Genomic DNA, 24,135 nt, shown 5'->3' with positions numbered 1-24,135 from the left:
ATTATTGGCGAATGCTCAGGCGCCCTAGGCTACCAGTCCATCCGCGCGGGCACCCGAGAAAAATGGCTATGACGCGGATAGACGGGCGCGGCAGCGAAGGCCGCGCGCAGTCGGTAGAGAGTCAGCCGCGGTGTCGCGATTCGACCGCTCCGCGCAGCGTGTCGATCAGGCTCTGGATACGGGCGTGCTGCATTTTCATGGAGGCCTTGTTGACCACCAGGCGCGAGCTGATCGTGGCGATCAGTTCCTGGGGCTCCAGGCCGTTGGCACGCAGGGTGTTGCCGGTGTCGACCACGTCGATGATCTTGTCGGCGAGGTTGATCAGCGGTGCCAGTTCCATCGAGCCGTACAGCTTGATGATGTCGACCTGGCGGCCCTGTTCGGCGTAGTAGCGCTTGGCTACGTTGACGAACTTGGTAGCCACGCGCAGACGGCCCTTGGGCTCGGGTGCGCCGACCACGCCAGCGGTCATCAGCTTGCAACGGGCAATCTGCAGGTCCAGGGGCTCGTAAAGGCCCTGGCCGCCGTACTCCATCAGCACATCCTTGCCGGCCACACCCAGGTCGGCGGCACCATGCTCGACATAGGTCGGCACGTCGGTCGCACGCACGATCAGCAGGCGCACATCGTCCTGCGTGGTGGGGATGATCAGTTTGCGGCTCTTGTCCGGGTTCTCGGTCGGCACGATACCGGCCTCGGCCAGCAACGGCAGGGTATCGTCGAGAATACGGCCTTTGGAAAGCGCGATGGTCAACATTGGAACGTCGGTCCTTAAGCGGCTACTGCCGGCCGGGCGTCGAGCCCGACCGCATTTGATTCATTGTGGGAGCGGGCTTGCCCGCAAAGCAACCACCGCGGTGCATGGCACCGGCTCTGCCGGTATTCGCGGGCAGGCCCGCTCCCACACGGTATGCCGACGGGCTACTAGCCCGGTACGCGACGGATCTTCGCGCCCAGCATCTGCAGTTTTTCTTCGATGCACTCGTAACCACGGTCGATGTGGTAGATGCGATCGATCAGGGTATCGCCTTCGGCTACCAGCGCCGACAGCACCAGGCTGGCGGAAGCACGCAGGTCGGTGGCCATTACCGGGGCACCCTTCAGCGCCTTGACGCCAGTGACGATGGCAGTGTTGCCTTCGACCTGGATCTGCGCGCCCATGCGGTGCATTTCGTAGACGTGCATGAAGCGGTTTTCGAAGATCGTCTCGATCACTGCACCGGTGCCTTCGGCAATGGCGTTGAGCGAGATGAACTGCGCCTGCATGTCGGTCGGGAACGCCGGGTACGGGGCGGTACGCAGGTTGACGGCTTTCGGCCGCTTGCCGTGCATGTCCAGCTCGATCCAGTCTTCGCCAGTGTTGATGTCGGCACCGGCTTCCTTGAGTTTTTCCAGTACGGCTTCAAGGATGGTCGGGTCGGTGTCCTTGACCTTGACGCGGCCGCCGGTCACGGCAGCGGCAACCAGGTAGGTACCGGTCTCGATACGGTCCGGCATCACGCGGTAGTTGGCCGAGTGCAGGCGCTCGACGCCATCGATGACGATGGTGTCGGTACCAGCGCCCTGGACCTTGCCGCCCATGGCGTTGATGAAGTTGGCCAGGTCGACCACTTCCGGCTCGCGCGCGGCGTTCTGCAGCACGCTGCGGCCCTTGGCCAGGGCAGCGGCCATCATGATGTTCTCGGTACCGGTCACGCTGACGGTGTCGAAGAAGAAGTGCGCACCGCGCAGGCCACCCTCAGGTGCCTTGGCCTTGATGTAGCCGCCTTCGACTTCGATCTTCGCGCCCATGGCCTCAAGGCCACGGATGTGCAGGTCGACCGGGCGCGAACCAATGGCGCAACCGCCAGGCAGGGCCACTTCGGCCTCGCCGAAACGGGCAACCATCGGGCCCAGCACCAGAATCGAGGCGCGCATGGTCTTGACCAGCTCGTAAGGTGCAACCAGTGTCTTGATGGTGCGAGGGTCGATCTCGACCGCCAGCTTTTCGTCGATCACCGGCTCGATGCCCATGCGGCCGAAGAGCTCGATCATGGTGGTGATGTCGTGCAGGTGCGGCAGGTTGCCCACGGTGACCGGGCCGTCGGCCAGCAGGGTCGCCGCCAGAATCGGCAGGGCTGCGTTCTTCGCGCCCGAAATGCGGATCTCGCCATCAAGGCAAGCGCCGCCAGTAATAATCAGTTTGTCCATTGGAATCTCGCCGCCACGTTGGCTCAGGTGCGCTCAGCCCAGGCTGCGCTGCTGAAAAATTTCATGGTTACCGCATGGATGCTGCCATTGGCGATCCACGGATTCAGGTGAGCATAGATCGCCTGCTGGCGTTTGACCGGGCTCAGGCCAGCCAACTCGTCGCTGATCACGTTCAACTGGAAGTTGCAGCCTTCGCCTTCAACTTCGACCCGGGAACCCGGCAATTTCTCTTCAAGGAAGCTTTTAACTTCTACGGCCTGCATGCTCAACCTCAATCGGCGCCCGATGCGCACGGGTCGGCCATCATACAAAAAAGCCCCTCGCCTGCGAAGCCCAACGAGGGCTTCACTGACCGAGGGGCCATCATCCGTGCCGGGCCATCAGGTTGCCAGCACTTCATCGAGATCATAGACCTCGGCAATTTCCCGCATGTCGTCCGGCATGCTGCGCACCTGGCAACCCTTGCCTGCGGCCTGGGCATCGCGCATGAAGGCCAGCAGCAACGACAGGCCGACACTGGTGGAACGCTGAACTGCCGAACAGTCGAGCACCAGCTGCGCCTCGCGGCAGGCCGCGATCAGCGCCTTGCCCTGCTTGCGCAGGACCGGCCCGCTGCGGTAGTCCAGCACGCCGGCCAGGCGCAGCACGCCCGGCTCGGCCATGCTTACACCGGCCTCACTCATTTGACGGTCTTCTCCGGCGAGTTGTCGGCGGCCTGCTTGGCCTTGGCCACTTCACCGGCCCAGCCGTCGATGGTCTTGTCCAGGTCGTTGCCATTGCGCTGCATGGCGTCGGCGAACTGGTCGCGGAACAGCTTGCCGATGTTGATGCCGTTGACGATCACGTTGCGCACCTTCCACTCGCCACCGATGTTCTCCAGGGTGTACTGCACTGGATACACGGCACCGTTGTTGCCGGTGACCTTCATGCCAACGCTGGCGCGCTTGCCGTCATCAGCCTTGGCCGGGTCGACGGTGATGCCCTGGTTGTTGTACTCGAGCAGGGCATTGCCATAGAACTGCATCAGGCTGCGCTTGAAGTTTTCCTGGAAGCGCTGCATCTGCTCGGGGGTGGCCTTGCGCGAGTACTTGACGGTCATGATGCTCTTGGAAATACCGTCAGCGTCCACCACCGGGCCGAGGATGCGGTTCAGCGCATCATAGAAGGCATTGGGGTTGGACTTGTACTGTTCCTTGTTGGCCTTGAGGTCGCCCAGCAGTTCAGTGGTGGTGCCCTGAACCACATCGTGTGGCGTCTGCGCAGCCACGGTCAGCAGGGGGAAGGCCGCCAGCAGGACCAGCAGGCCACGTCGCAGGATGGAAATCATGGAAACTCCTTAATTAGCCGGTTGCGCTTCTTTCGGTTCCTTGCCAACGGAGTTGAGCAGGAACTTGCCAATCAGATCTTCCAGCACCAGTGCCGACTGGGTGTCGTGGATGGTCCCGCCGTCCTTGAGCACCTGGTCCTCACCGCCCACGCTGATGCCGATGTACTTCTCGCCAAGCAACCCGGCGGTCAGGATCGAGGCAGTCGAGTCGGTCGGCAGATTGTCCACCGACTTGTCCAGCTGCAGCGTCACCCGACCGGTGTAGGAATCGCGGTCCAGATCGATGGCGGTAACCTTGCCGATGGTCACACCGGCCATGGTCACTTTAGCTCTGACCGTCAAACCGGCGATATTGTCGAAGTAGGCATAAACTTTATAGGTATCGCTGCTCGGGCTGGCCGACAGCCCGCTGACACGCAGGGCCAGCAGCAGCAGCGCCAGGATCCCGGCCAGGAGGAACAGGCCGACACCGATTTCCAGGGTGCGGTTTTGCATCAGAAATCTCCAAACATCAAGGCGGTCAGAATAAAGTCCAGACCCAGCACTGCCAACGAGGCATAGACCACGGTCTTGGTGGTGGCACGGCTGATCCCTTCTGAGGTGGGCTCACAGTCGTACCCCTGGAATACGGCGATCCAGGTCGTGACGAAGGCAAATACCAGGCTCTTGATCAGCCCGTTGAGCACATCGTCCGTGAACGAAACACTGTTCTGCATGTTGGCCCAGAACGAGCCCTCATAGACGCCCAGCCAGTCCACCGCCACCCACGAGCCACCCCAGATGCCGACCACGCTGAAAATCAGCGCCAGCAACGGCAGCGAGATGAAACCGGCCCACAGGCGCGGCGCGACGATGTACTTGAGCGGGTCGACGCCGATCATTTCAAGGCTCGACAACTGCTCGGTGGACTTCATGTTGCCGATTTCTGCGGTCAGCGCCGAACCGGCACGGCCGGCGAACAGCAACGCCGTCACCACCGGGCCGAGCTCACGCAGCAGGGTCAGGGCGACCATCTGCCCCACCGCCTGCTCCGAGCCGTACTTGGTCAGGATGCTGAAGCCCTGCAGCGCCAGCACCATGCCGATGAACACCCCGGACACGACGATGATCGCCAGCGACAGCACGCCCACCGAATACAGCTGCTTGGTCAGCAGCTGGAAGCCGCCGCCGATGCCGCCACGGCCGATCAGCGCATGGAACAGGAACAGGCAGGAGCGCCCCAGCACCGCCAATACGTCGATGGCCGAGCGCCCCAGCAGGCGGACACGTTCGAGTAAGGATTTTCTGCGCATCAACGCGCTCCCAGCAGGTCGGCGCGGTAGTCAGGCGCAGGGAAATGGAAAGGCACCGGGCCGTCCGGGTCGCCCTTCATGAACTGGCGAATCCGCGGATTGTCCGACCCCATCAGCTCGTCAGGCGTCCCCTGGCCCAGCACCTGGCCATCACCTACGACATAGATGTAGTCGGCGATGCTGGCGGTTTCCGCCAGGTCGTGGGAAACGACGATGCTGGTGATACCCAAGGCGTCGTTGAGCAGGCGGATCAGACGCACCAATACACCCATGGCGATCGGGTCCTGGCCGACGAACGGCTCGTCGTACATGAGGATCTGCGGGTCGAGGGCAATCGCCCGGGCCAAGGCCACACGGCGCTTCATGCCTCCGGACAGCTCGTCGGGCATCAGGTCGATGGCACCGCGCAGCCCCACGGCCTGCAGCTTCATCAGCACGATATCGCGGATCATCTCATCCGACAGCTGGGTATGCACGCGCAGCGGGAACGCGACGTTCTCGAACACATCGAGATCGGTGAACAGCGCGCCGCTCTGGAACAGCACCCCCATTTGCTTGCGGGCGTCGAACAGGTCGCTGCGCGACAACGTCGGCAGGTTCTGCCCGGCAACCCAGACCTCACCGCTGGAGGGGCGCAACTGCGCGCCCATCAGGCGGAGCAACGTGGTCTTGCCGCAACCCGATGGCCCCATGATGCCGGTGACCTTGCCGCGCGGGATGCGAATGTCGACGTTGCTGAAAATGCTGCGCGAACCACGTTTGAAGGTAACCCCCTTCAACTCGACCGCGTAGGCGCTATCCACACTCATCTAGACTCCTTGCTAGTGCAGCCTCGTCCTAATGGACGTCGGCCTCCATCTGGAAGGCACAAGCGCCCCTGGCAGGCCGAATAGCGGCGAACTATAGCACCGCTGACAGCGCCGCCCCAAGGTCGGCTAGCGAGTCGTTCAGCCCTGCGACAGGCTGGCGAGACATTCACCCCGGCAATCGAAAGCGTGAGGGTTTCTTTCATTGCAGCTATAATCGCCGCCTTTTCATCAGGCATTGCTTTTTCGACATGAGCCAATCCAGCGAGCTGATCCAATCCGCACAACGCACCCTGCGCCTGGAACTCGAGGCCGTAGAGGCCCTGCTGGCGCGCATCGACGAAAATTTCGTCAAGGCCTGCGAACTGATCCTGGCCAGCAAGGGCCGGGTCGTCGTGGTCGGCATGGGCAAGTCCGGGCACATCGGCAACAAGATCGCCGCCACCCTGGCAAGCACTGGTACACCGGCGTTTTTCGTGCACCCGGCCGAAGCCAGCCATGGCGACATGGGCATGATCACCCGCGATGATGTCATCCTTGCCCTGTCGAATTCCGGCAGCACTGCCGAAATCGTCACCCTGCTGCCGCTGATCAAGCGCCTGGGCATCAAGCTGATCAGCCTGACCGGCAACCCGGACTCGCCCCTGGCCCAGGCTGCCGAGGTCAACCTCGACGCCCGCGTCGAGCAAGAGGCCTGCCCGCTGAACCTGGCCCCCACCTCCTCCACCACCGCATCGCTGGTGCTGGGCGACGCGCTGGCCATTGCCCTGCTCGAAGCCCGCGGTTTCACCGCCGAGGACTTTGCCTTCTCGCACCCGGGCGGTGCATTGGGCCGCCGCTTGCTACTCAAGGTGGAGAACGTGATGCACGCTGGCGACGAACTGCCCCAGGTGCCCCGCGGCACCCTGCTCAAGGACGCGCTCCTTGAAATGTCCCGAAAAAGCCTGGGCATGACCGTGATCGTCGAAGCCGACGGCAAGCTGGCCGGGATCTTCACCGACGGCGACCTGCGCCGCAGCCTGGACCGCAACATCGACATCCACACCACCCTGATCGACCAGGTCATGACCGTGCACGGCAAGACGGCCCGCGCCGAAATGCTCGCGGCCGAGGCACTGAAGATCATGGAAGACCACAAGATCAACGCTCTGGTGGTGGTGGACCGCGAGGACCGCCCCACCGGCGCCCTGAACATGCACGACCTGCTGCGCGCCGGCGTGATGTAAGAGAGCGATGGAATGAACCAGAACCTCATGCAACGCGGCAAGCACATCAAGCTGGCAGTGTTCGACGTGGACGGCGTGCTCACCGACGGGCGCCTGTACTTCCTCGAGGACGGCAGCGAGTTCAAGACCTTCAACACCCTCGACGGCCAGGGCATCAAGATGCTCATGGCCTCGGGCGTGACCACCGCTATCATCAGCGGGCGCAAGACCCCGGTGGTCGAGCGCCGGGCGAAGAACCTCGGCATCCCGCACCTGTATCAGGGCCGCGAAGACAAACTGGTGGTGCTGGACGGCCTGCTCGCCGAACTGGGCCTGAGCTATGATGAAGTGGCCTACCTTGGCGACGACCTGCCCGACCTGCCGGTGATCCGCCGGGTCGCCCTGGGCATGGCGGTGGCCAACGCCGCGCCGTTCGTTCGCCAGCACGCACATGGCGTGACCCAGGCACGTGGCGGCGAAGGCGCGGCCCGTGAATTCTGCGAACTGATCATGCAGGCCCAGGGCACCCTGGACGCTGCCAACGCCAACTACCTGTAAGGCTGCCCATGTTCAGCAAGAAAGCCCGCAACATTACGCTGCTCGCAGTGATCGCCGCCCTGCTGGTGGCGATCGGCTACTGGAATGTCAGCCCGGAAAGTTTCCTCGACAAACCTGTGGCCCAGGTCGACGAAAGCGCCATCGACTACTACGCGGTCAACGCCCACAGCGTGCAGTTCATGCCCGACGGCAAGCTGCAGTACGAAATGACCGCTGACAAGGTCGAACACCTGAAAGCCAGCGAAATCACCCTGCTGACCACGCCGGACCTGCACCTGTACCGCGGTACCGAATACCCGTGGCACGTACAGAGCACCCGCGCCGAGGTCAACCCGGACGGCAGCGAAGTCGAACTGATCGACAACGTACGGGTCGCCCGCACCGACGAAAAGCAGCGTGAAATGATCATTACCAGCGCACGCATGACCGTGTTCCCGCAGAAGCAATATGCGCAGACCGAGCAAGCCGTTAGAATCGACGGCGCCGGTGGCACAACTACGGGCAAAGGTATGAAAGCGTATTTGAAAGAAGGCAAGATGGACTTGCTCTCTAACGTAAGAGGACAGTATGAGGCTCGTTAAAACCCTCCCCCTTTTGCTCAGCCTGAGCGCAGCACTGGGAAGCGCGAGCGCCCTCGCCCTGCCGAATGACCGTGACCAGCCTATCCGCATACAGGCCGACAACGCCCACCTGGACGACAAGCAGGGCGTGGCCACCTACACCGGCGACGTGATCATCACCCAGGGTTCGATGATGATCAAAGGCAACACCGTGACCATCACCCGTTCCGCCTCCGGCGACATCGACGTGGTGACCTCGGTGGGCAACCTGGCCTACTTCGAGCAACAGCAGAGCGCAGCCAAGCCAGACAAGATGAAAGGCTGGGCGGTGACCATCCAGTACCAGTCGCAGAAGGACATGGTGATCCTCACCGACCGCGCCAAGGTCGAGAGCGAAGGCAACACCACCGAAGGCGAGAAGATCGTCTACAACACCCAGACCCAGGTGGCGACCGCCGGTCGTGGTGGCAACGTGACCTCGCCGCGTCAGCGTATCGACATGGTGATCCAGCCCAAGAAGAAGGCCGAGTAAATGGCAACCCTCAAAGCCCAGCACCTGGCCAAGAGCTACAAGGGGCGGCAAGTCGTACGCGACGTCAGCCTGTCGATCGACAGCGGCCAGATCGTCGGCCTGCTCGGCCCCAACGGCGCCGGCAAGACCACCTGCTTCTACATGATTGTCGGCCTGGTCCAGGCCGATCAGGGGCGCGTGCTGATCGACAACCTCGATGTCAGCCACCAGCCCATGCACGGTCGCGCCCGCGCCGGCATCGGCTATCTTCCGCAAGAAGCCTCGATCTTCCGCAAGCTGTCGGTGGCCGACAACATCATGGCCATCCTCGAGACCCGCAAGGACCTCGACCGCGACGGCCGGCGCAAAGAGCTGGAAAGCCTGCTGCAGGAGTTCCACATCAGCCACATTCGCGACAACCTCGGCATGAGCCTGTCCGGTGGTGAGCGCCGCCGCGTGGAAATTGCCCGCGCGCTGGCGACCGCACCCAAGTTCATCCTGCTGGACGAACCGTTTGCCGGTGTCGACCCGATTTCGGTCGGTGACATCAAGCAGATCATCCACCACCTCAAGGCCAAGGGCATCGGTGTACTGATCACCGACCACAATGTGCGTGAGACCCTGGATATCTGCGAAACCGCCTATATCGTCAATGATGGCCGACTGATCGCCGAAGGCGACGCTGAAACCATCCTGGCCAACGACCTGGTCAAAGAAGTTTACCTGGGCCACGAGTTCCGACTCTGAGCCTGGCACGCGCCTGGAGTACTGGCAAATCGCCCTAAAACCCGGGGTAAAGTGTTACGGTACTCTAGGCAAACGCTACAATTTAAGGCATAAAACTTGCTTGATCTGGCGCCCCGGCGCCCTCGTGTAGTGGATGGCGCATGCGCGCCGGCGAACAAGGTATTAAGCCCCAGCCATGAAACCATCGCTCGTCCTTAAAATGGGCCAGCAACTGACGATGACACCGCAGTTGCAACAGGCCATCCGCCTGCTCCAGCTCTCCACCCTGGACCTCCAACAGGAAATCCAGGAAGCGCTGGAGTCGAATCCGATGCTCGAACGTCAGGAAGACGGCGACGACTTCGACAACAGCGATCCGATGGCGGACAACGCCGAAAACAAGCCGGTCGCCGAAGTCCAGGACAACAGCTTCCAGGAAAGCACCACCAGTGCCGACACTCTGGAAGACGGTGAATGGAGCGAGCGCATCCCCAACGAGCTGCCGGTCGACACCGCCTGGGAAGACATCTACCAGACCAGTGCCAGCAGCCTGCCAAACAACGACGACGACGAGTGGGACTTCACCACCCGCACATCGGCCGGCGAGAGCCTGCAAAGCCACCTGTTGTGGCAGCTGAACCTGGCTCCGATGTCCGACACCGACCGCCTGATTGCCGTCACCCTGATCGACAGCATCAACGGCCAGGGCTACCTGGAAGATACCCTCGAGGAGATCTGCGCAGGTTTCGACCCGGAGCTGGATATCGAGCTGGACGAGGTCGAAGCGGTACTGCACCGCATCCAGCAATTCGAGCCAGCCGGCGTTGCCGCCCGCACCCTTGGTGAATGCCTGTTGCTGCAATTGCGCCAGCTGCCTGCCAGCACCCCGTGGATGACAGAAGCCAAGCGCCTGGTCACCGATTTCATCGACCTGCTCGGCAGCCGTGACTACAGCCAGCTGATGCGTCGCATGAAAATCAAGGAAGACGAGCTGCGCCAGGTCATCGAGCTGGTACAAAGCCTCAACCCGCGCCCCGGCTCGCAGATCGAGTCCAGCGAGCCTGAGTACGTGGTGCCCGACGTCATCGTACGCAAGGACAGCGACCGCTGGCTGGTGGAGCTGAACCAGGAGGCCATTCCGCGGCTGCGCGTAAACCCGCAGTACGCTGGCTTTGTGCGCCGGGCCGACACCAGTGCCGACAACACCTTCATGCGCAACCAGCTGCAGGAAGCGCGCTGGTTCATCAAGAGCCTGCAAAGCCGCAACGAAACCCTGATGAAGGTGGCCACGCAGATCGTCGAGCACCAGCGCGGCTTCCTCGACCACGGCGACGAAGCGATGAAGCCCTTGGTACTGCATGACATTGCCGAAGCGGTGGGCATGCACGAGTCGACCATTTCGCGGGTAACCACGCAGAAATACATGCACACCCCGCGTGGCATCTACGAACTGAAATACTTTTTCTCCAGCCACGTCAGCACCTCCGAAGGCGGAGAATGCTCGTCTACGGCTATCCGCGCGATCATCAAGAAACTGGTTGCAGCGGAAAATCAGAAAAAGCCATTGAGTGACAGCAAGATCGCTGGTTTACTGGAGGCACAAGGCATCCAGGTAGCCCGTCGCACCGTCGCCAAGTACCGCGAGTCTCTCGGCATCGCACCGTCGAGCGAGCGCAAGCGACTGATGTAGCCCCTGAGATGTGCCACAGCGTTTGTGGGGCAGGTGCAAGACCTGCCTCTTTATGCACGGGCAACAAAGGAGAAGCTGTATGCAAGTCAATATCAGTGGACAGCATGTAGAAGTCACCCAGCCACTGCGCGATTATGTGCTTGAAAAGCTCGCTCGCGTGGAAAGTCACTTCGACAAGATCACCAACGTGCAGGTCATCATGAAAGTCGAGAAGCTGCAGCAGAAGGTCGAGGCGACCTTGCAGATTCCCGGCGGCGAAGTGGTTGCCAACGCCGAACACGAAGACATGTATGCAGCGATCGACGCCTTGGCAGACAAGCTCGACCGCCAACTGAAAAAACACAAGGAAAAACAGCAAAGCCTGCTGCAAGGTGCAGCTGCCCGCTGATCCCCCTCATCCATGATCCGACTTGAAACCATCCTGACCCCCGGCCGTTCCCTCGTGAACGTGCCGGGCGGCAGCAAGAAGCGCGCCCTGGAAAAGGTCGCCACCGTCATCGCCGAACAAGTGCCCGAACTGGAGATGCAGGACGTCTTCGAAAAACTGGTCGCCCGGGAAAAACTCGGTTCGACCGGTTTCGGCAACGGCATCGCCATCCCGCACTGCCGGCTTGAAGGATGTTCCGCTCCGGTCAGCGCCCTGCTGCACCTGGAAGCGCCTATCGACTACGACGCCATCGATGGCGCGCCGGTGGACCTGCTGTTCGTCCTGTTGGTGCCAGAAGCCGCCACCGATGCCCATCTGGAATTGCTGCGCCAGATTGCCAGCATGCTCGATCGCAAGGAGGTCCGTGATCGCTTGCGTGCGGCCACCAGCAGCGAGGCCCTGTTCCAGGTTGTCCTGGACGTACAGAACGAGCACTGAACATGCGCCTGATCATCGTCAGCGGCCGGTCCGGCTCCGGCAAGAGCACCGCCCTCGATGTCCTGGAAGACAACGGTTTCTACTGCATTGACAACCTGCCCGCCGGGCTGCTGCCGCAACTGGCGGAAAATGCGCTGATCAACACCGAGTTGCAGCAACCCAAGGTCGCCGTGTCGATCGACGCGCGCAACTTGCCAAGCCACCTGACGCGTTTTCCCGAGTTGCTCGAAGAAGCCCGCGCCCGGCATATCCAGTGCGACGTGCTGTACCTGGATGCCGACGAAGACGTACTGCTCAAGCGTTTCTCGGAAACCCGCCGACGCCACCCGCTGACCAACGCCAACCGCTCGCTCGCGGAAGCGATCCGGGTGGAAAGCGAATTGTTGGGGCCGATTGCAGACCTGGCCGACCTGAAGATCGACACCACCAGCCTGAACCTGTACCAGCTGCGTGATTCGATCAAGCTGCGCCTGCTCAACCAGCCCGAGCCTGGCACCGCGTTCCTGGTCGAGTCGTTCGGTTTCAAGCGAGGAATGCCGGTCGATGCCGACCTGGTGTTCGATGTGCGCTGCCTGCCCAACCCCTACTGGAAGCCCGAGCTGCGTGAGCACTCCGGCCTCGACCAACCGGTGATCGACTACCTGGCCGCACAGCCGGATGTCGAAGAGATGTTCAACGACATTTCCAGCTACCTGCTCAAGTGGCTGCCCCGCTTCGCCGCCAGCAACCGTGCCTACGTCACCATTGCCATTGGCTGCACCGGCGGCCACCACCGCTCGGTGTACATCACCGAACGCCTTGGCCAGTTGTTGCAGCAATCCCTGAAAAACGTCCAGGTCCGCCACCGCGACCTCTAGCCCAAGGATCCGCCCCACGATGCCCGCCCGTGAAATCACCATCATCAACAAGCTGGGTCTGCATGCCCGGGCGGCAGCCAAGTTCGTCGGCGTTGCCGGTCGCTTCCCCTGCCAGGTGAGGGTTGGCCGTGCGCCGGACAAGTTGGTGGATGGCAAGAGCATCATGGCGGTGATGATGCTGGCGGCCGGCAAGGGCACCCAGGTGCACCTGCATACCGAAGGCGAGCAGGACGACGATGCCATGGCAGCGCTGGTCGAACTGATCAACAATTATTTCGACGAAGGCGAATAAAGTTCGCAGGCCCGCACGGTCCGTGTGGGAACAGCTTTTTAGCACAAAACGCCTGTGGGAGATTGCCCAGTCCTTTGGGCTGCGCTGTGTGGGAGCGGGCGTGCCCGCGAAGGCAGACGACGCGGTGTATGGCACCGGCTTCGCCGGTGTTCGCGGCGGTTCGACGCCTCGGCACGCCCGCTCCCACAGCGAAGCCGGTGAACCCCCCATCATCCGGCGCAAACCGATGCACAGCCCCAAGCTGGCCAGGCCAGGTCCAACCAGGCGAAGCCGCGCGCCAATAGCAATGCAGTGCCTGCCAGCAACAGCAAAGTCCCAAGCGCCAGGCGAAACAAGCGAAACAGGCGCACACGGCTGACAGACATCATCTGGGAGCGCATACCGGGGAGACTCACTTCAGGGTTTCGAGGTAGCGGCGCTCCACTTCCGCCCAGTCAATGACGTTGTAGAAAGCACCGATGTATTCCGGACGACGATTCTGGTACTTCAGGTAGTAGGCATGCTCCCACACGTCCAGGCCGAGGATTGGCGTGTTGCCGTGCATCAGCGGGCTGTCCTGGTTGCCGCTGCTTTCCACTACCAGGTTTTTCTGCGGGGTCACGCTGAGCCAGGCCCAGCCACTGCCGAAGCGGGTCAGCGCAGCCTTGGTGAAAGCCTCCTTGAAGGCATCGAAGCCGCCCAGTTGGGCATCTATGGCCTGCGCCAGAGCGCCCTGCGGCTCTCCCCCACCCTGCGGCGACATCACGGTCCAGAACAGGCTGTGGTTGGCGTGCCCGCCGCCATGGTTGGTCACCGCACCACGCAGGTTTTCCGGCAGTTGCCCGACCGCGCCGAGCAGTTTTTCCACCGGCCACTCAGCCCACTCGGTGCCTTCGATGGCGGCGTTGAGGCCAGTGACGTAGGTCTGGTGGTGCTTGGTGTGGTGGATTTCCATGGTCTGCGCGTCGATGTGCGGTTCCAGCGCAGCGTAAGCGTAAGGCAGTGCAGGCAAGGTATGGGGCATATCAGTGAATTCCGTAAGCATGGGTTGGGCGATGACCAACGCGGCCACCGCTGGCGCTTGGGCCGTGACTCAGTGTCAGATACCACCGGCAGTGAGTTTTTCCGGGTCCAGTAGCGTTTCCAGCTGGTCACGCGACAGGTCGGTGTGCTCCAGCGCCACGTCGATGATCGGACGGCCTTGCTTGTAAGCGGTCTTGGCGATTTCGGCGGCCTTGAGGTAGCCGATGATCGGGTTCAGCGCCGTGACCAGAATCGGGTTGCGTGCCAGGGCTTCCTTGAGCTTGCTTTCGTTGACCTTGAAGCTGGCGATGGCCTTGTCGGCCAGCAGGCGGCTAACGTTCGCCATCAGCTCGATGCTCTCCAGCAGGTTGCGGGCGATCACCGGCAGCATCACGTTCAGCTCGAAGTTGCCGGACTGGCCAGCGATGGCGATGGTGGCGTCATTGCCGATCACTTGGGCGGCGACCATGGCGGTGGCCTCTGGAATCACCGGGTTGACCTTGCCCGGCATGATCGAAGAGCCCGGCTGCAGGCCTTGCAGCTCGATTTCGCCCAGCCCTGCCAGCGGGCCAGAGTTCATCCAGCGCAGGTCGTTGGCAATCTTCATGAGCGCCACGGCGGTAGTCTTGAGCTGGCCGGACAGGGCCACTGCGGTGTCCTGCGAGCCGATCAGGGCGAACAGGTTCTGCCCGGGGGTGAACTCGACCTGGGTCAGGCCGCTGAGCTGGCGGGCGAAACCAGCAGCGAATTGCGGGTGGGCGTTGATGCCGGTACCCACGGCCGTGCCGCCCTGGGCCAGGGCCTGCAGGCTCGGCAGGGTAGCTTCGATGTGTGCCTTGGCGCCATTGATCTGCGCCGCCCAGCCATCCAGCACCTGGCTCATGCGTACCGGCATGGCGTCCATCAGGTGGGTGCGGCCGGTCTTCACGTACTGATGCACCTGTGCCGACTTGGCCTCGATCACCTGTACCAGATGCGCCAGGGCGGGCAGTAGCTGCTCGTGCAAGGCCAGGGCGGCGCTGACGTGAATCGTGGTGGGGATGATGTCGTTGCTGCTCTGGCCGCAGTTGACGTGGTCGTTGGCGTTGACGACCTCACCCAGCACGCGACTGGCCAGTGTGGCGATCACCTCGTTGGCGTTCATGTTCGAGCTGGTTCCGGAGCCTGTCTGGAACACATCCACCGGGAAATGCTGGATGAAGTCACCCGCCAGGAGTTGCTCGACTGCCGTTACGATGGCCTGGCCTTGCGTGCTCGACAACTGTTCCAGTTCGACGTTGGCCTTGGCCGCGGCAGCCTTGGCCAGCAGTAGTGCACGAATGAACTGGGCCGGCATGCGCTGGCCGCTGATCGGGAAATTGTCGACCGCGCGTTGGGTCTGGGCGCCGTACAGGGCCTGGGCCGGCACCTGCAGTTCGCCCATGCTGTCACGCTCGATACGGGTATCACTCATCATCAAATCCTTGCATCAGTTCATCGGGAGAAATCGACGGCAGCAGGCGGCAATTGGCCAACTGCAGGGCGTAGGGCTGCCAGCGCTGGTTCTGTGCCTCGCGGTCGAGGTTGCGCAGGTCCAGCAGAGGGCGCCAGGCCTGGTCCAGGCACAGGCAGCGCCAATGCCAGGGCAGCATGCGGTCGCAGGCGGTATCCAGCAGCAGGCGGAAGGAAGTCAGCGCCACCGTCCATGAAGAGGTCTCGGTACAGCACACCAGGTAGCGGCCTTCAGCCAAGTAGTGCTCGATCAGGCGCGGTTCGTCGGGCTCGAGCGCACAGCGGATGCGTCGGCTGAGCCAGCGCCAGTTTTCCAGGTAGGGCAGTTCGCGGAGGACGGGTTTCATGAACATCATCGCCGAGTTACTGGTTAATGATATTCATTATTAAGTGATAAATATAATCACTTCAAGAGAGGTGATGAAACAAAAAACCCGGCATGGGGGCCGGGTCTTCGGTTTCATTGAAAATTCTGTAGTGCCTCCACCGGCCTCTTCGCGGGTAAACCCGCTCCTACAGATTCTGCATAAGACTGGAGCCTTATGCGATTCCTGTAGGAGCGGGTTTACCCGCGAAGAGGCCGGTACAGGCTATGAATCAGCTACCCGCCACAGTCATCCGCTCGATCAGCACCGACCCGGTATGAATGTTGCTGCGGGTCTCAAGATCGCTGCCAATCGCGACAATCTGCTGGAACATGTCTTTCATGTTCCCGGCAATGGTCACTTCCTGCACTGCGTGCTGAATCTCGCCATTCTCGACCCAGAAGCCTGCCGCGCCACGGGAATAATCCCCCGTCACCATGTTCAGGCCATGCCCCATCAACTCGGTCACCAGCAGCCCACGGCCCATGCGCCGGATCAGCGCCGCCTGGTCTTCGACACCATGGCTGACGAACAGATTGTGCACACCACCAGCGTTGGCAGTGCTTGGCAAACCCAGCTTGCGCCCGGAATAGGTACCCAGCAGGTACGACACCAGCTCACCCTTGTCGACGAACGGCTTGGCATAGGTAGCCAGGCCATCGCCGTCGAATGCGGCACTGCCCAGTGCCCGCGGAATGTGCGGGCGCTCGTCGAGGGTCAGCCAGGTGGGGAACAGGCGCTGGCCGATGGTCCCCTCCAGGAATGACGACTTGCGGTACAGGTTGCCGCCGGAGATGGCCGACAGGAAACTGCCGAACAGGCCACCGGCCAGCTCGGCCGAGAACAGCACCGGCACCTCGCAGGTCGGCACCGGCCGCGCACCCAGACGGCTGGCTGCACGCTGGGCAGCGCGCATGCCGATGCTACGCGGGTCGGCCAGCAGGTTGCCCTGCCGGTTCACGTCGTACCAGTAGTCACGCTGCATCTGGCCGTCGCCTTCGGCGATCATCACACAGCTCAGGCTGTGCCGGGTCGAGGCGTAGCCACCGATGAAACCATGGCTGTTGCCATACACGCGGCAACCCTGGTGGGTATTGAGGGTGGTACCGTCGGCATTGAGGATGCGCGGGTCGGCGTCGAACGCCGCCGCTTCGCAGGCCAGGGCCATCTCGATGGCCTTCTCTGGCTCGAGGTTCCAGTCGTGGTACAGGTCCAGGTCCGGGATATCGCGGGCCATCAACGCTGCGTCGGCCAGGCCGGAACATTCGTCCTCGGAGGTATGCCTGGCAATCGCCAAGGCCGCGGCGACGGTTTCGCGGATCGCTTCCGGGCCACTGGCCGAGGTGCTGGCCGAGCCTTTGCGCTGGCCCACATAGAGGGTGATGCCAAAGCCCTGGTCGCGGTTGAACTCGACCGTCTCGACCTCTCGCTGACGTACCGTGGTGGACAGGCCCTGCTCCAGCGACACCGCCACCTCGCAGGCACTGGCCCCCTGGCGGCGCGCCTCGGCGATGATCGCCTCGACCTGCTCCTGCAATGCTGGCAGGTCCTTCGGACCTACGCTCTGGACTGCACTCATGGTTCTCTCCACTCAAATTCTGCGTTCGGCGAGGGTCATTCTACGACCGGGCCGGACAAGCGGCCCCCGACTGGTTATCATGGCGGCGATTTCTAGCGGACTGCCACCATGGTTGATTCAAACGACGACGCCTTCGACGGCGAAAAAAGCAAAACTCAGATCAAGCGCGAGCTGCATGCGCTGGTCGAACTCGGCGAGCGCCTTACCACGCTCAAGGCCGATACTCTGGCTCGCCTGCCGTTGACCGACGAGCTGCGCAAGGCCCTGGCCGAAGCCAGCAAGCACACCGCTCACGGTGCCCGCAAACGCCACATGTCGTTTGTCGGCAAGCTGATGCGCGTGCAGGATCTGGATGCCATCCACGCCCTGCTCGAACAGATGGACAGCTCGACCCGCCAGTACAACGAGCGCTTCCACAGCCTGGAGCGCTGGCGCGACCGGTTGATCGACGGTAATGACGAAGACCTCGAACGCTTCGTCAACGAATACCCCGACACCGACCGCCAGCAGCTGCGCTCGCTGGTACGCCATGCCCAGCACGAGAAGGCCCGGAACAAGCCGCCTGCCGCCGCGCGCAAGGTGTTCAAGTACATCCGCGATCTCGACGAGCTGCAGCGCGGGTTGCGCTGACAGGCTGGGCCCCTGTGGGAGCGGGCAAGCCCGCTCCCACACCCGAAGCCATCACGCCCCTGTACCGCCCACGGTGATCGCATCCAGCTTCAAGGTTGGCTGCCCGACCCCCACCGGCACCGACTGCCCGTCCTTGCCGCAAGTCCCTACCCCGCTGTCCAGCGCCAGGTCGTTACCGACCATCGACACCCGGCTCATCGCCTCCGGGCCGTTGCCGATCAGGGTCGCCCCCTTCACCGGCGCGGTAATCTTGCCGTCTTCGATCAGGTAGGCCTCACTGGTCGAGAACACGAACTTGCCGCTGGTAATGTCCACCTGGCCACCGCCGAGGTTGGCGCAGTAGATACCCTTCTTCACCGAAGCGATGATTTCCTGCGGGTCGCTTTCGCCCGCACGCATGTAGGTGTTGGTCATGCGCGGCATCGGCAGGTGCGCGTAGGATTCGCGGCGGCCGTTGCCGGTCACCGCCATGCCCATCAGGCGCGCGTTCAGCTTGTCCTGCATGTAGCCCTTGAGCACACCGTTCTCGATCAATGTGGTGCACTCGGTCGGGGTGCCTTCGTCATCCACGCTCAGCGAGCCACGGCGGCCTTCGAGGGTGCCGTCGTCGACAATGGTGCACAGGCTCGACGCCACTTTCTCGCCAATGCGGCCGCTGAACGCCGAACTGCCCTTGCGGTTGAAGTCACCCTCCAGGCCATGGCCGACAGCCTCGTGCAGCAGCACGCCCGACCAGCCCGAACCCAGCACCACCGGTAGAGTACCAGCCGGTGCCGGGATCGCCTCCAGGTTCACCAGGGCCTGGCGCAGCGCTTCGCGGGCATAGCCCATGACCCGCTCTTCGGTGAAGAAGCGGTAGTCGGTACGCCCGCCACCACCCTGCCCGCCACGCTCGCGGCGGCCATTCTGCTCGACGATGACGCTGACGTTGAAGCGCACCAGCGGGCGCACGTCGGCGGCCAGGCTGCCATCGGCGGCTGCGATCAGGATGCGTTCCCATACCCCGGCCATGCTCACACTGACCTGCTGGATACGCGGGTCAAGGGCGCGGGTGGCGGCGTCGACACGCTTGAGCAGTTCGACCTTTTCGGCACGGCTGAGCACATCCAGCGGGTTGTCCGCCGGGTAAAGCGCGGTCACGTCCTGGCTGCGGAAGGCCTGCACCTTGCCGTTCTGCCCGGCACGCGAGATCGAACGGGCGGCACGGGCGGCAGAGGTCAGCGCTTCGAGGTTGATCGCGTTGCTGTAGGCAAAGCCGGTCTTTTCACCGGATTGGGCACGCACGCCCACGCCCTGGTCGAGGTTGAAACTGCCCTCTTTGACGATGCCGTCTTCCAGCGCCCAGGTTTCCGAGATCTGGCCCTGGAAATACAGGTCGGCGGCGTCGATGCCGGGGCCGGCCAACTCACCCAGCACGCTCTGCAGGCTGTCCAGGGTCAAGCCGCCTGGGGCCAGGAGCTGCTCGCTGACGGTGGATAACATCTGGCTCATAGTCACTCCGAGGTGTGCGCAGGCCGCAACGCGCCCTGCGAGAAAAAGCGCCGGTGCGATACCACCGGCATGCGCGCCCGGATGGACGCTTGTTCGTCAATGTCGCGTTCGGCGAGCAATACTGCTTCACCTTGCGCCTGTTCAGCGACGATGCGCCCCCAGGGGTCGACGATCGCCGCATGGCCATGGGTTTCCCGTGGCCCCGGGTGGGTGCCGCCCTGTGCCGCAGCCAGCAGGTAGCACTGGGTCTCGATGGCACGGGCGCGCACAAGCACTTCCCAATGTGCCGCGCCCGTTACCGCAGTGAAGGCGGCTGGCGCAGTGATAAGTTCCGCGCCGGCGGCGCGCAGTGCGCTGTACAGTTCGGGGAAGCGCAGGTCGTAGCACACGCTCAGCCCCAGCCGCCCTACTGGCGTATCGGCCACCACCACTTGGGCGCCGTGGGCATAGTCGTCGGACTCGCGGTAACGGCCACGATTGTCGGCAACGTCCACATCGAACAGGTGCAGCTTGTCATAGCGTGCCGCTACCTCACCGTGTTCGTCGATCAGCAGCGAGCAGGCATGGGCCTTGGCTTCAGGTTGGCCGACCGGTGGCAATGGCAAGGTACCGGCGACAATCCATAACTTGAGGTCGCGGGCGGTGCGTTTCAACCATGGCAGGATCGGCCCTTCGCCCAACGCTTCGGCGCGGCCGATGGCAGCGGTGTCCTTGCGGCCCATGGCAGCGAAGTTTTCCGGCAGCACCGCCAGCCGTGCGCCGCCAGAGGCGGCCTGCTCCAACAGGGCACCGGCGCGCTGCAGGTTGGCCAGCACATCGTCCTGGCTGACCATCTGGATTACCGCTGCCTTCATGGGCACTCCTAACGGGATTTCTCGAAAGGTTTCACAAATGTGATTCTAGGCTCTTTCACCGGACCTTCGACACGGTAGTGCACGCTGGCGAAGCGTGACACCCGGTCACCGATCAGCCGGTCCACCAGGAATAGCGCCCCGCCCACGGCTGGCGCGCCGACAATCAGGGCTGCCAGCGGCAGGTTATTGGTCACTGGCAGACTTACCTGCAGGTTGGCATCGACCCGGTCGCGCACCAGGTCCAAGGTGCCGTCCAGCTCGAAGTTGCTCGACGGGCCAGTCACGGCGATTGGCTCGCGGGTCACATAGACACCGTCACTGGCTACCAGCAAGCCTTTGACACGGTCGTAGGCCAGGCCCTTGTCGAACAGGTCGGAGAAGTCCAGGCGCAAGCGCCGGCCGATGGAGTTGAAGTTCAGCAGGCCGAACACCCGCAGCGCCTGGGCACTGCCCTCGACCTCCACGAACTGGCCGGTGCGCAGGGCTGCGTCCATGCTGCCGGAGAAGCGCTTGAGGCTCACCGAGGCCGGCGAACCCGGCCAGCGGCCATCCACATCCAGGCGGAAGTCGCGGCTGGTCACGGTCGGCGCAAAGCCCCAGGCCTTGAGCACATCCGCCAGGTTGTTGCCGTCCAGGCGCCCTTTGTACCAACTGCCGGTTTTTCCCGGTTCGCCTTCCCAGCCACCGCCACCATCGATACGCAGGCCTTTGAAGTCGAGGTCTATATCGCTGGCGGTCACACCACGCGCGGTCGGCCGCAGCTTGAGCGACGCACTGCCGTACAGGTCGTCACCGCGATAGAGCTTGTCGATGCTCAGGTCCAGTGCCGGAACCTTGCGCGGGTCGAACGAAGCCAGCGGGTCCGGGCCCTCCTCGGCCTGTGCCTCTGCCTGCTTTTCAGCCGCGCTGGCGGCGGGCAGGCGCAAGGTCTGCATGCGCACCACCATTGGCGCGCCCTTGGCATCCGGCACCCGGGCGTTGCCGATGACTTCCTTGCTATCGAAGCGCAGATCCCAGGCGGGGCCACCACGGGCCAGGCGCACCACGGCCTGGTTCAGGTCGAGGCCAAAGGCTTTCAGCTGGCCGATGCTCAGGTCTACGCCTTGCAGGTTCTGCCTCGCGCTACCGCCCGGGTCATCGCCAGCCAGGCGCGCCGCCTGTTCCTGCCAGGGCCCCAGGTCCAGCGTCTCCAGGTGCCCGCGCACTCGCAGGCCCTGGCCGGCAGGTACCTGGGCATCACCGGCGCCCAGCAGCAACTCGCCACGCCCCTGCCCCAGCTTCTCTGCCGGTGCGGCATAGGCAAAGCGGGCAAGGTCGGTGTAGGCGACATCGAAGCGCCGCTCCGGCCCCTGGAGGGTCATGCTGAAGCGTGTGTCACGGGTATCAGCCACTGCCTTGCCGAACGGTGCCGGCAGGTCTATGGCCAAGCCCTTGAGGCTGGAATCGACACTCAGACGGTTGTCCCGGCTACCCAGGCTGAGCTGCAACTGGTAAGGCAGGTCGCCGGACGCCGGCAAGGCCTGCTTGAACTGCAGCCAGTCGGTCAGAGCCTTGAGTGACACCTGGCCGCTGGCGTTGACGCGTGTCTGCATCTGCCCGGGCTGGCCTTCGGCGGTGATTTGTGCCGTAACAGGCTTGCCGAACGCTTGCAGGCTGATGCCCTTGCCGCTCAAGCCCTTGTCCAAATCAAAGCTGAAGTCACCCTTCAGGCGGCTCAACTCCAGACTCGGCGGCGCAACCTTCAACCGCGCATCGTCGGTGGCAAAGTCTACCTGCACTTTCGGCCGCTGCCCGCGGGCCAACGGGATGTCGAGCTTGACCTTGCCCTTGAGCGGCCCCTCGCCCTCCCAGCCGGCAAATATCTCGCCAGTGCCGATTGGCGCCTCCTTGAGGATCTTCAGGCCATCGCCCAGGCTCCCGTCGAAGTCACCATCGAGGTACAGGTGGCTTTGCTGGCCCTCATCGACATGCGGGATATCGACGCTCACATTACTGACCTTGGTGTCGAGCAGTACGCCACGCTGGGCCTTGATGCGCACACCACTGTCCTCGATGAACACATCGCCATCCACGTGCTGCACCTGCGGCCAGCCCGGCTGGAAGTCCAGGGCTGCATCACGCACCTTGAAGAACAGGCTGATGCTGCGGGCTTCCGGCGCGACACCATGGTTCAGCGAGCCTTGGTACTGGAAGTAGCCTTCGTCCACCGTGCCTTTGACGATCGCACTGCGCAGCCATTCGTCGAGTGCCGGGCTGAGCACCTCGGGCAGGTACTTGGCGGTGTAGCGGCCATCGCCTTCGGTCAGGCCGACGCGCAGGTCCATGTAGTCTTCACGGCCTTCTTCGAACAACAGGCGAATGAGGAAGTCACCGGCGATCTTGCCCTCCTCGCCCAGTACCTTGAGGTAAGGCGCGACCAGGGTGAAACCCTCCTTGTCCAGGGCCCATGTCAGGCGCGCATTGGCCTTCTGGTAATGCCAGGGTTTGGCGAAGATCGGGTACAGGTGCAGCATGAACGCATCGGTATCAAGGCGCAGTTCGCCATGACCAAGGTCTCCGCTGATGCTGCCGCTGACATTACCGGCTGCCGGGGCATTGTGATAGGCATCGAAACCGACCTTCTCCAGGTTGGCTTCGAACTGCAGGCGCTGGTCACCCTCAGCCTTGGGCCGAGCTACCAGACGCACATTGCGCAACGCGCCGGTAACATTCAGGCCATCGACCACGGCCATGACCTTGTCCGGCAGTGGCGCCAGGGCATCGACGAGCGGTGTCAACGGCGTGAGGTCGAGGCGGTCGGCCTGCACGTTCCAGCTTTCCGCGGCAGCGTCCTCGCCTGGACGCTGCTGCAATTGCAGGTGCGACTCCCAACGGGTCTTGCCGACGTCCATGGCCAGGGAGTCGACTACCACATCGAAGCCTTGCTCCTGGCGCTGGAACCAGGCACCCAGCGCCAGATTGTTCAGCTTGGCCGCCTTGCGCCCGGCATAGGCACCGTGCAGCTCCGGTGCATTGAGGCGTACAACGGCCTGCTGCAACTGCCCCTTGCTCCAGTCCACCCAGAACTCGCCGCCCGCCCGCAGGGCGTCGGCATGCCACTGGCCCAGCAGGCGTGGCGGCAACCAACGCGCCCAGTCACTCTGTGGCAGGCTCAAATAGGCTTCGACCTGGCCGTCGCGCCAGGCGCTGGGCGTGGCACGACTGCGCAGGTTCAGCGACAAGGGTTGGCCATCGGGCAGGGTCGCGCGCAGGTCCAGGGCATGGCGCGAAGCTCCGGCCTGCAGGCCAACGCTCATATAAGTCAGGGTCAACGGGTCGCGCTGCCAGGGGTGCAGGGTGACCTGACTGTCGAACACATCGATGCGGCCCAACTGGCGCAGTCGCTGCAACAACTCGGCGGGGTCGAGCGGCGCATCGTCCTTCTTCGGCAGGCCTTCGAGGCTCCAGGCGCCCTGCTCGTTCTCGCGCAGAATCAACTGCAGGCCGCCCAACTGAATGCGTGCCAGGCGTACTTCTCGGGCAGTGAGGCTAGCCCAGACATCGGGGACTACCTTGACGTCGTCAAAGCGCAGGGCCGTCGCCCCATCGCCCAGTTGCAGGTCGCGCACCCGCAGCACCGGTGCCAGGCCGCTCCAGCGACCTTCCAGGGCACCAACGTGCACGGGCAGGCCCAAAGCCTGCTCGGCCTTGCTTTCCACATCGGCGCGATACTCGGCCACCAACGGCACCAGTTCGCGGCCGAGGCTGACATACAGCGCCACCAGTACCGCCAGCAGGGCGCAAACGCCCAGCGCCCAGCGGGTCAAGGCGACAAGAACGCGGGTCAGACGTCCCATGGCCATGG

At 63.2% G+C, this 24,135-nt stretch carries 26 protein-coding genes; 11 read left to right on the top strand and 15 right to left on the bottom strand.

Annotated elements, in window-relative coordinates; translation table 11 throughout:
- Nucleotides 1-121 precede the first annotated feature (121 nt).
- From hisG to AC2T3R_RS04770, 8 genes are all read right to left on the bottom strand, one after another.
- Entirely contained in the window at nucleotides 122-757 is a 636-nt protein-coding gene (hisG, locus tag AC2T3R_RS04805; protein WP_003257924.1) for an ATP phosphoribosyltransferase, read from the bottom strand.
- A 167-nt stretch (nucleotides 758-924) separates the two neighbouring features.
- Nucleotides 925-2,190 (bottom strand): UDP-N-acetylglucosamine 1-carboxyvinyltransferase, encoded by a 1,266-nt coding sequence (gene murA, locus AC2T3R_RS04800; protein ID WP_013971085.1) that lies wholly within the window; start codon nucleotides 2,188-2,190, stop codon nucleotides 925-927.
- A 23-nt stretch (nucleotides 2,191-2,213) separates the two neighbouring features.
- Entirely contained in the window at nucleotides 2,214-2,453 is a 240-nt protein-coding gene (locus AC2T3R_RS04795) for a BolA family protein (RefSeq protein WP_003255121.1), read from the bottom strand.
- A gap of 117 nt (nucleotides 2,454-2,570) precedes the next feature.
- Nucleotides 2,571-2,873, bottom strand: a complete 303-nt coding sequence (locus AC2T3R_RS04790) for an STAS domain-containing protein (RefSeq protein ID WP_015269065.1) — start codon at nucleotides 2,871-2,873, stop codon at nucleotides 2,571-2,573.
- A complete protein-coding gene (locus AC2T3R_RS04785; RefSeq protein WP_003257922.1) occupies nucleotides 2,870-3,517 on the bottom strand; it encodes an MlaC/ttg2D family ABC transporter substrate-binding protein in 648 nt (215 codons plus the stop codon). Before AC2T3R_RS04785 ends, AC2T3R_RS04790 begins: the two co-directional genes overlap by 4 nt.
- A 9-nt stretch (nucleotides 3,518-3,526) precedes the next feature.
- Nucleotides 3,527-4,012 carry an outer membrane lipid asymmetry maintenance protein MlaD gene (mlaD, locus tag AC2T3R_RS04780; RefSeq protein WP_003257921.1) on the bottom strand — a complete coding sequence of 162 codons (486 nt, stop codon included), beginning with the start codon at nucleotides 4,010-4,012 and terminating at the stop codon, nucleotides 3,527-3,529.
- On the bottom strand, nucleotides 4,012-4,809 hold the full coding sequence (gene mlaE / locus AC2T3R_RS04775) for a lipid asymmetry maintenance ABC transporter permease subunit MlaE (protein WP_013971083.1): 798 nt from the start codon (nucleotides 4,807-4,809) through the stop codon (nucleotides 4,012-4,014). The genes mlaD and mlaE overlap by 1 nt, the downstream gene beginning before the upstream one ends.
- Entirely contained in the window at nucleotides 4,809-5,618 is an 810-nt protein-coding gene (locus AC2T3R_RS04770; RefSeq protein WP_012270662.1) for an ATP-binding cassette domain-containing protein, read from the bottom strand. Before AC2T3R_RS04770 ends, mlaE begins: the two co-directional genes overlap by 1 nt.
- 248 nt (nucleotides 5,619-5,866) lie before the next feature.
- On the opposite strand from AC2T3R_RS04770, the gene AC2T3R_RS04765 reads away from it, so the two are divergent.
- The 10 genes from AC2T3R_RS04765 to AC2T3R_RS04720 all read left to right on the top strand — a co-directional run bounded on the left by AC2T3R_RS04765 (nucleotide 5,867) and on the right by AC2T3R_RS04720 (nucleotide 12,879).
- Nucleotides 5,867-6,841: a KpsF/GutQ family sugar-phosphate isomerase gene (locus AC2T3R_RS04765; RefSeq protein ID WP_410951376.1), complete on the top strand. Its 975-nt coding sequence runs from the start codon at nucleotides 5,867-5,869 to the stop codon at nucleotides 6,839-6,841.
- 12 nt (nucleotides 6,842-6,853) lie between these two features.
- Complete coding sequence (locus AC2T3R_RS04760) at nucleotides 6,854-7,378, top strand: KdsC family phosphatase (protein ID WP_013971081.1); 525 nt, start codon at nucleotides 6,854-6,856, stop codon at nucleotides 7,376-7,378.
- A gap of 8 nt (nucleotides 7,379-7,386) precedes the next feature.
- The gene (lptC, locus tag AC2T3R_RS04755) at nucleotides 7,387-7,959 is read left to right on the top strand and encodes an LPS export ABC transporter periplasmic protein LptC (RefSeq protein WP_486744714.1); all 573 of its coding nucleotides are present in this window, start codon (nucleotides 7,387-7,389) and stop codon (nucleotides 7,957-7,959) included.
- A complete protein-coding gene (lptA, locus tag AC2T3R_RS04750; RefSeq protein ID WP_023660773.1) occupies nucleotides 7,946-8,470 on the top strand; it encodes a lipopolysaccharide transport periplasmic protein LptA in 525 nt (174 codons plus the stop codon). Before lptC ends, lptA begins: the two co-directional genes overlap by 14 nt.
- A complete protein-coding gene (gene lptB, locus AC2T3R_RS04745) occupies nucleotides 8,471-9,196 on the top strand; it encodes an LPS export ABC transporter ATP-binding protein (protein ID WP_003257916.1) in 726 nt (241 codons plus the stop codon).
- Nucleotides 9,197-9,371: 175 nt separating this feature from the next.
- Nucleotides 9,372-10,865 carry an RNA polymerase factor sigma-54 gene (locus tag AC2T3R_RS04740; protein ID WP_486744713.1) on the top strand — a complete coding sequence of 498 codons (1,494 nt, stop codon included), beginning with the start codon at nucleotides 9,372-9,374 and terminating at the stop codon, nucleotides 10,863-10,865.
- A gap of 79 nt (nucleotides 10,866-10,944) precedes the next feature.
- Nucleotides 10,945-11,253 (top strand): ribosome hibernation-promoting factor, HPF/YfiA family, encoded by a 309-nt coding sequence (hpf, locus tag AC2T3R_RS04735; protein WP_003255135.1) that lies wholly within the window; start codon nucleotides 10,945-10,947, stop codon nucleotides 11,251-11,253.
- Nucleotides 11,254-11,265: 12 nt separating this feature from the next.
- Entirely contained in the window at nucleotides 11,266-11,730 is a 465-nt protein-coding gene (ptsN, locus tag AC2T3R_RS04730; RefSeq protein WP_015269060.1) for a PTS IIA-like nitrogen regulatory protein PtsN, read from the top strand.
- A 2-nt stretch (nucleotides 11,731-11,732) separates the two neighbouring features.
- The gene (gene rapZ, locus AC2T3R_RS04725; RefSeq protein ID WP_013971076.1) at nucleotides 11,733-12,587 is read left to right on the top strand and encodes an RNase adapter RapZ; all 855 of its coding nucleotides are present in this window, start codon (nucleotides 11,733-11,735) and stop codon (nucleotides 12,585-12,587) included.
- A 19-nt stretch (nucleotides 12,588-12,606) separates the two neighbouring features.
- Nucleotides 12,607-12,879, top strand: coding sequence for an HPr family phosphocarrier protein (locus AC2T3R_RS04720; protein WP_013971075.1), 273 nt, complete (start codon nucleotides 12,607-12,609; stop codon nucleotides 12,877-12,879).
- A 391-nt stretch (nucleotides 12,880-13,270) separates the two neighbouring features.
- Here the strand turns inward: AC2T3R_RS04720 and AC2T3R_RS04715 are convergent, their stop codons facing one another.
- From AC2T3R_RS04715 to pmbA, 4 genes are all read right to left on the bottom strand, one after another.
- The gene (locus AC2T3R_RS04715) at nucleotides 13,271-13,882 is read right to left on the bottom strand and encodes a superoxide dismutase (protein ID WP_486744712.1); all 612 of its coding nucleotides are present in this window, start codon (nucleotides 13,880-13,882) and stop codon (nucleotides 13,271-13,273) included.
- Between the two features lie 75 nt (nucleotides 13,883-13,957).
- Nucleotides 13,958-15,334, bottom strand: a complete 1,377-nt coding sequence (locus tag AC2T3R_RS04710) for a class II fumarate hydratase (RefSeq protein WP_486744711.1) — start codon at nucleotides 15,332-15,334, stop codon at nucleotides 13,958-13,960.
- Nucleotides 15,327-15,728 (bottom strand): FagA protein, encoded by a 402-nt coding sequence (locus tag AC2T3R_RS04705; RefSeq protein WP_486744710.1) that lies wholly within the window; start codon nucleotides 15,726-15,728, stop codon nucleotides 15,327-15,329. The genes AC2T3R_RS04710 and AC2T3R_RS04705 overlap by 8 nt, the downstream gene beginning before the upstream one ends.
- A 241-nt stretch (nucleotides 15,729-15,969) precedes the next feature.
- Nucleotides 15,970-17,316 carry a metalloprotease PmbA gene (pmbA, locus tag AC2T3R_RS04700; protein WP_085720761.1) on the bottom strand — a complete coding sequence of 449 codons (1,347 nt, stop codon included), beginning with the start codon at nucleotides 17,314-17,316 and terminating at the stop codon, nucleotides 15,970-15,972.
- A gap of 108 nt (nucleotides 17,317-17,424) precedes the next feature.
- Between pmbA and yjgA the strand changes: the two genes are divergently transcribed.
- Entirely contained in the window at nucleotides 17,425-17,946 is a 522-nt protein-coding gene (yjgA, locus tag AC2T3R_RS04695; RefSeq protein WP_003255152.1) for a ribosome biogenesis factor YjgA, read from the top strand.
- Nucleotides 17,947-17,997: 51 nt separating this feature from the next.
- On the opposite strand, the gene tldD is transcribed toward yjgA, so the two are convergent.
- The 3 genes from tldD to AC2T3R_RS04680 are packed head-to-tail and all read right to left on the bottom strand — an operon-like array spanning nucleotide 17,998 to nucleotide 24,133.
- Complete coding sequence (gene tldD, locus AC2T3R_RS04690) at nucleotides 17,998-19,437, bottom strand: metalloprotease TldD (RefSeq protein WP_024086333.1); 1,440 nt, start codon at nucleotides 19,435-19,437, stop codon at nucleotides 17,998-18,000.
- Nucleotides 19,438-19,439: 2 nt separating this feature from the next.
- On the bottom strand, nucleotides 19,440-20,291 hold the full coding sequence (locus AC2T3R_RS04685; RefSeq protein ID WP_486744709.1) for a carbon-nitrogen hydrolase family protein: 852 nt from the start codon (nucleotides 20,289-20,291) through the stop codon (nucleotides 19,440-19,442).
- 8 nt (nucleotides 20,292-20,299) lie between these two features.
- Nucleotides 20,300-24,133 carry a YhdP family protein gene (locus tag AC2T3R_RS04680; RefSeq protein ID WP_486744708.1) on the bottom strand — a complete coding sequence of 1,278 codons (3,834 nt, stop codon included), beginning with the start codon at nucleotides 24,131-24,133 and terminating at the stop codon, nucleotides 20,300-20,302.
- Between the last annotated feature and the right edge of the window lie 2 nt (nucleotides 24,134-24,135).

It is taken from the genome of Pseudomonas sp. PVC-5-1 (assembly GCF_057444345.1).
The sequence above is the reverse complement of the archived record's forward strand: the minus strand, read 5'-3'. Positions and strand labels throughout refer to the sequence as shown.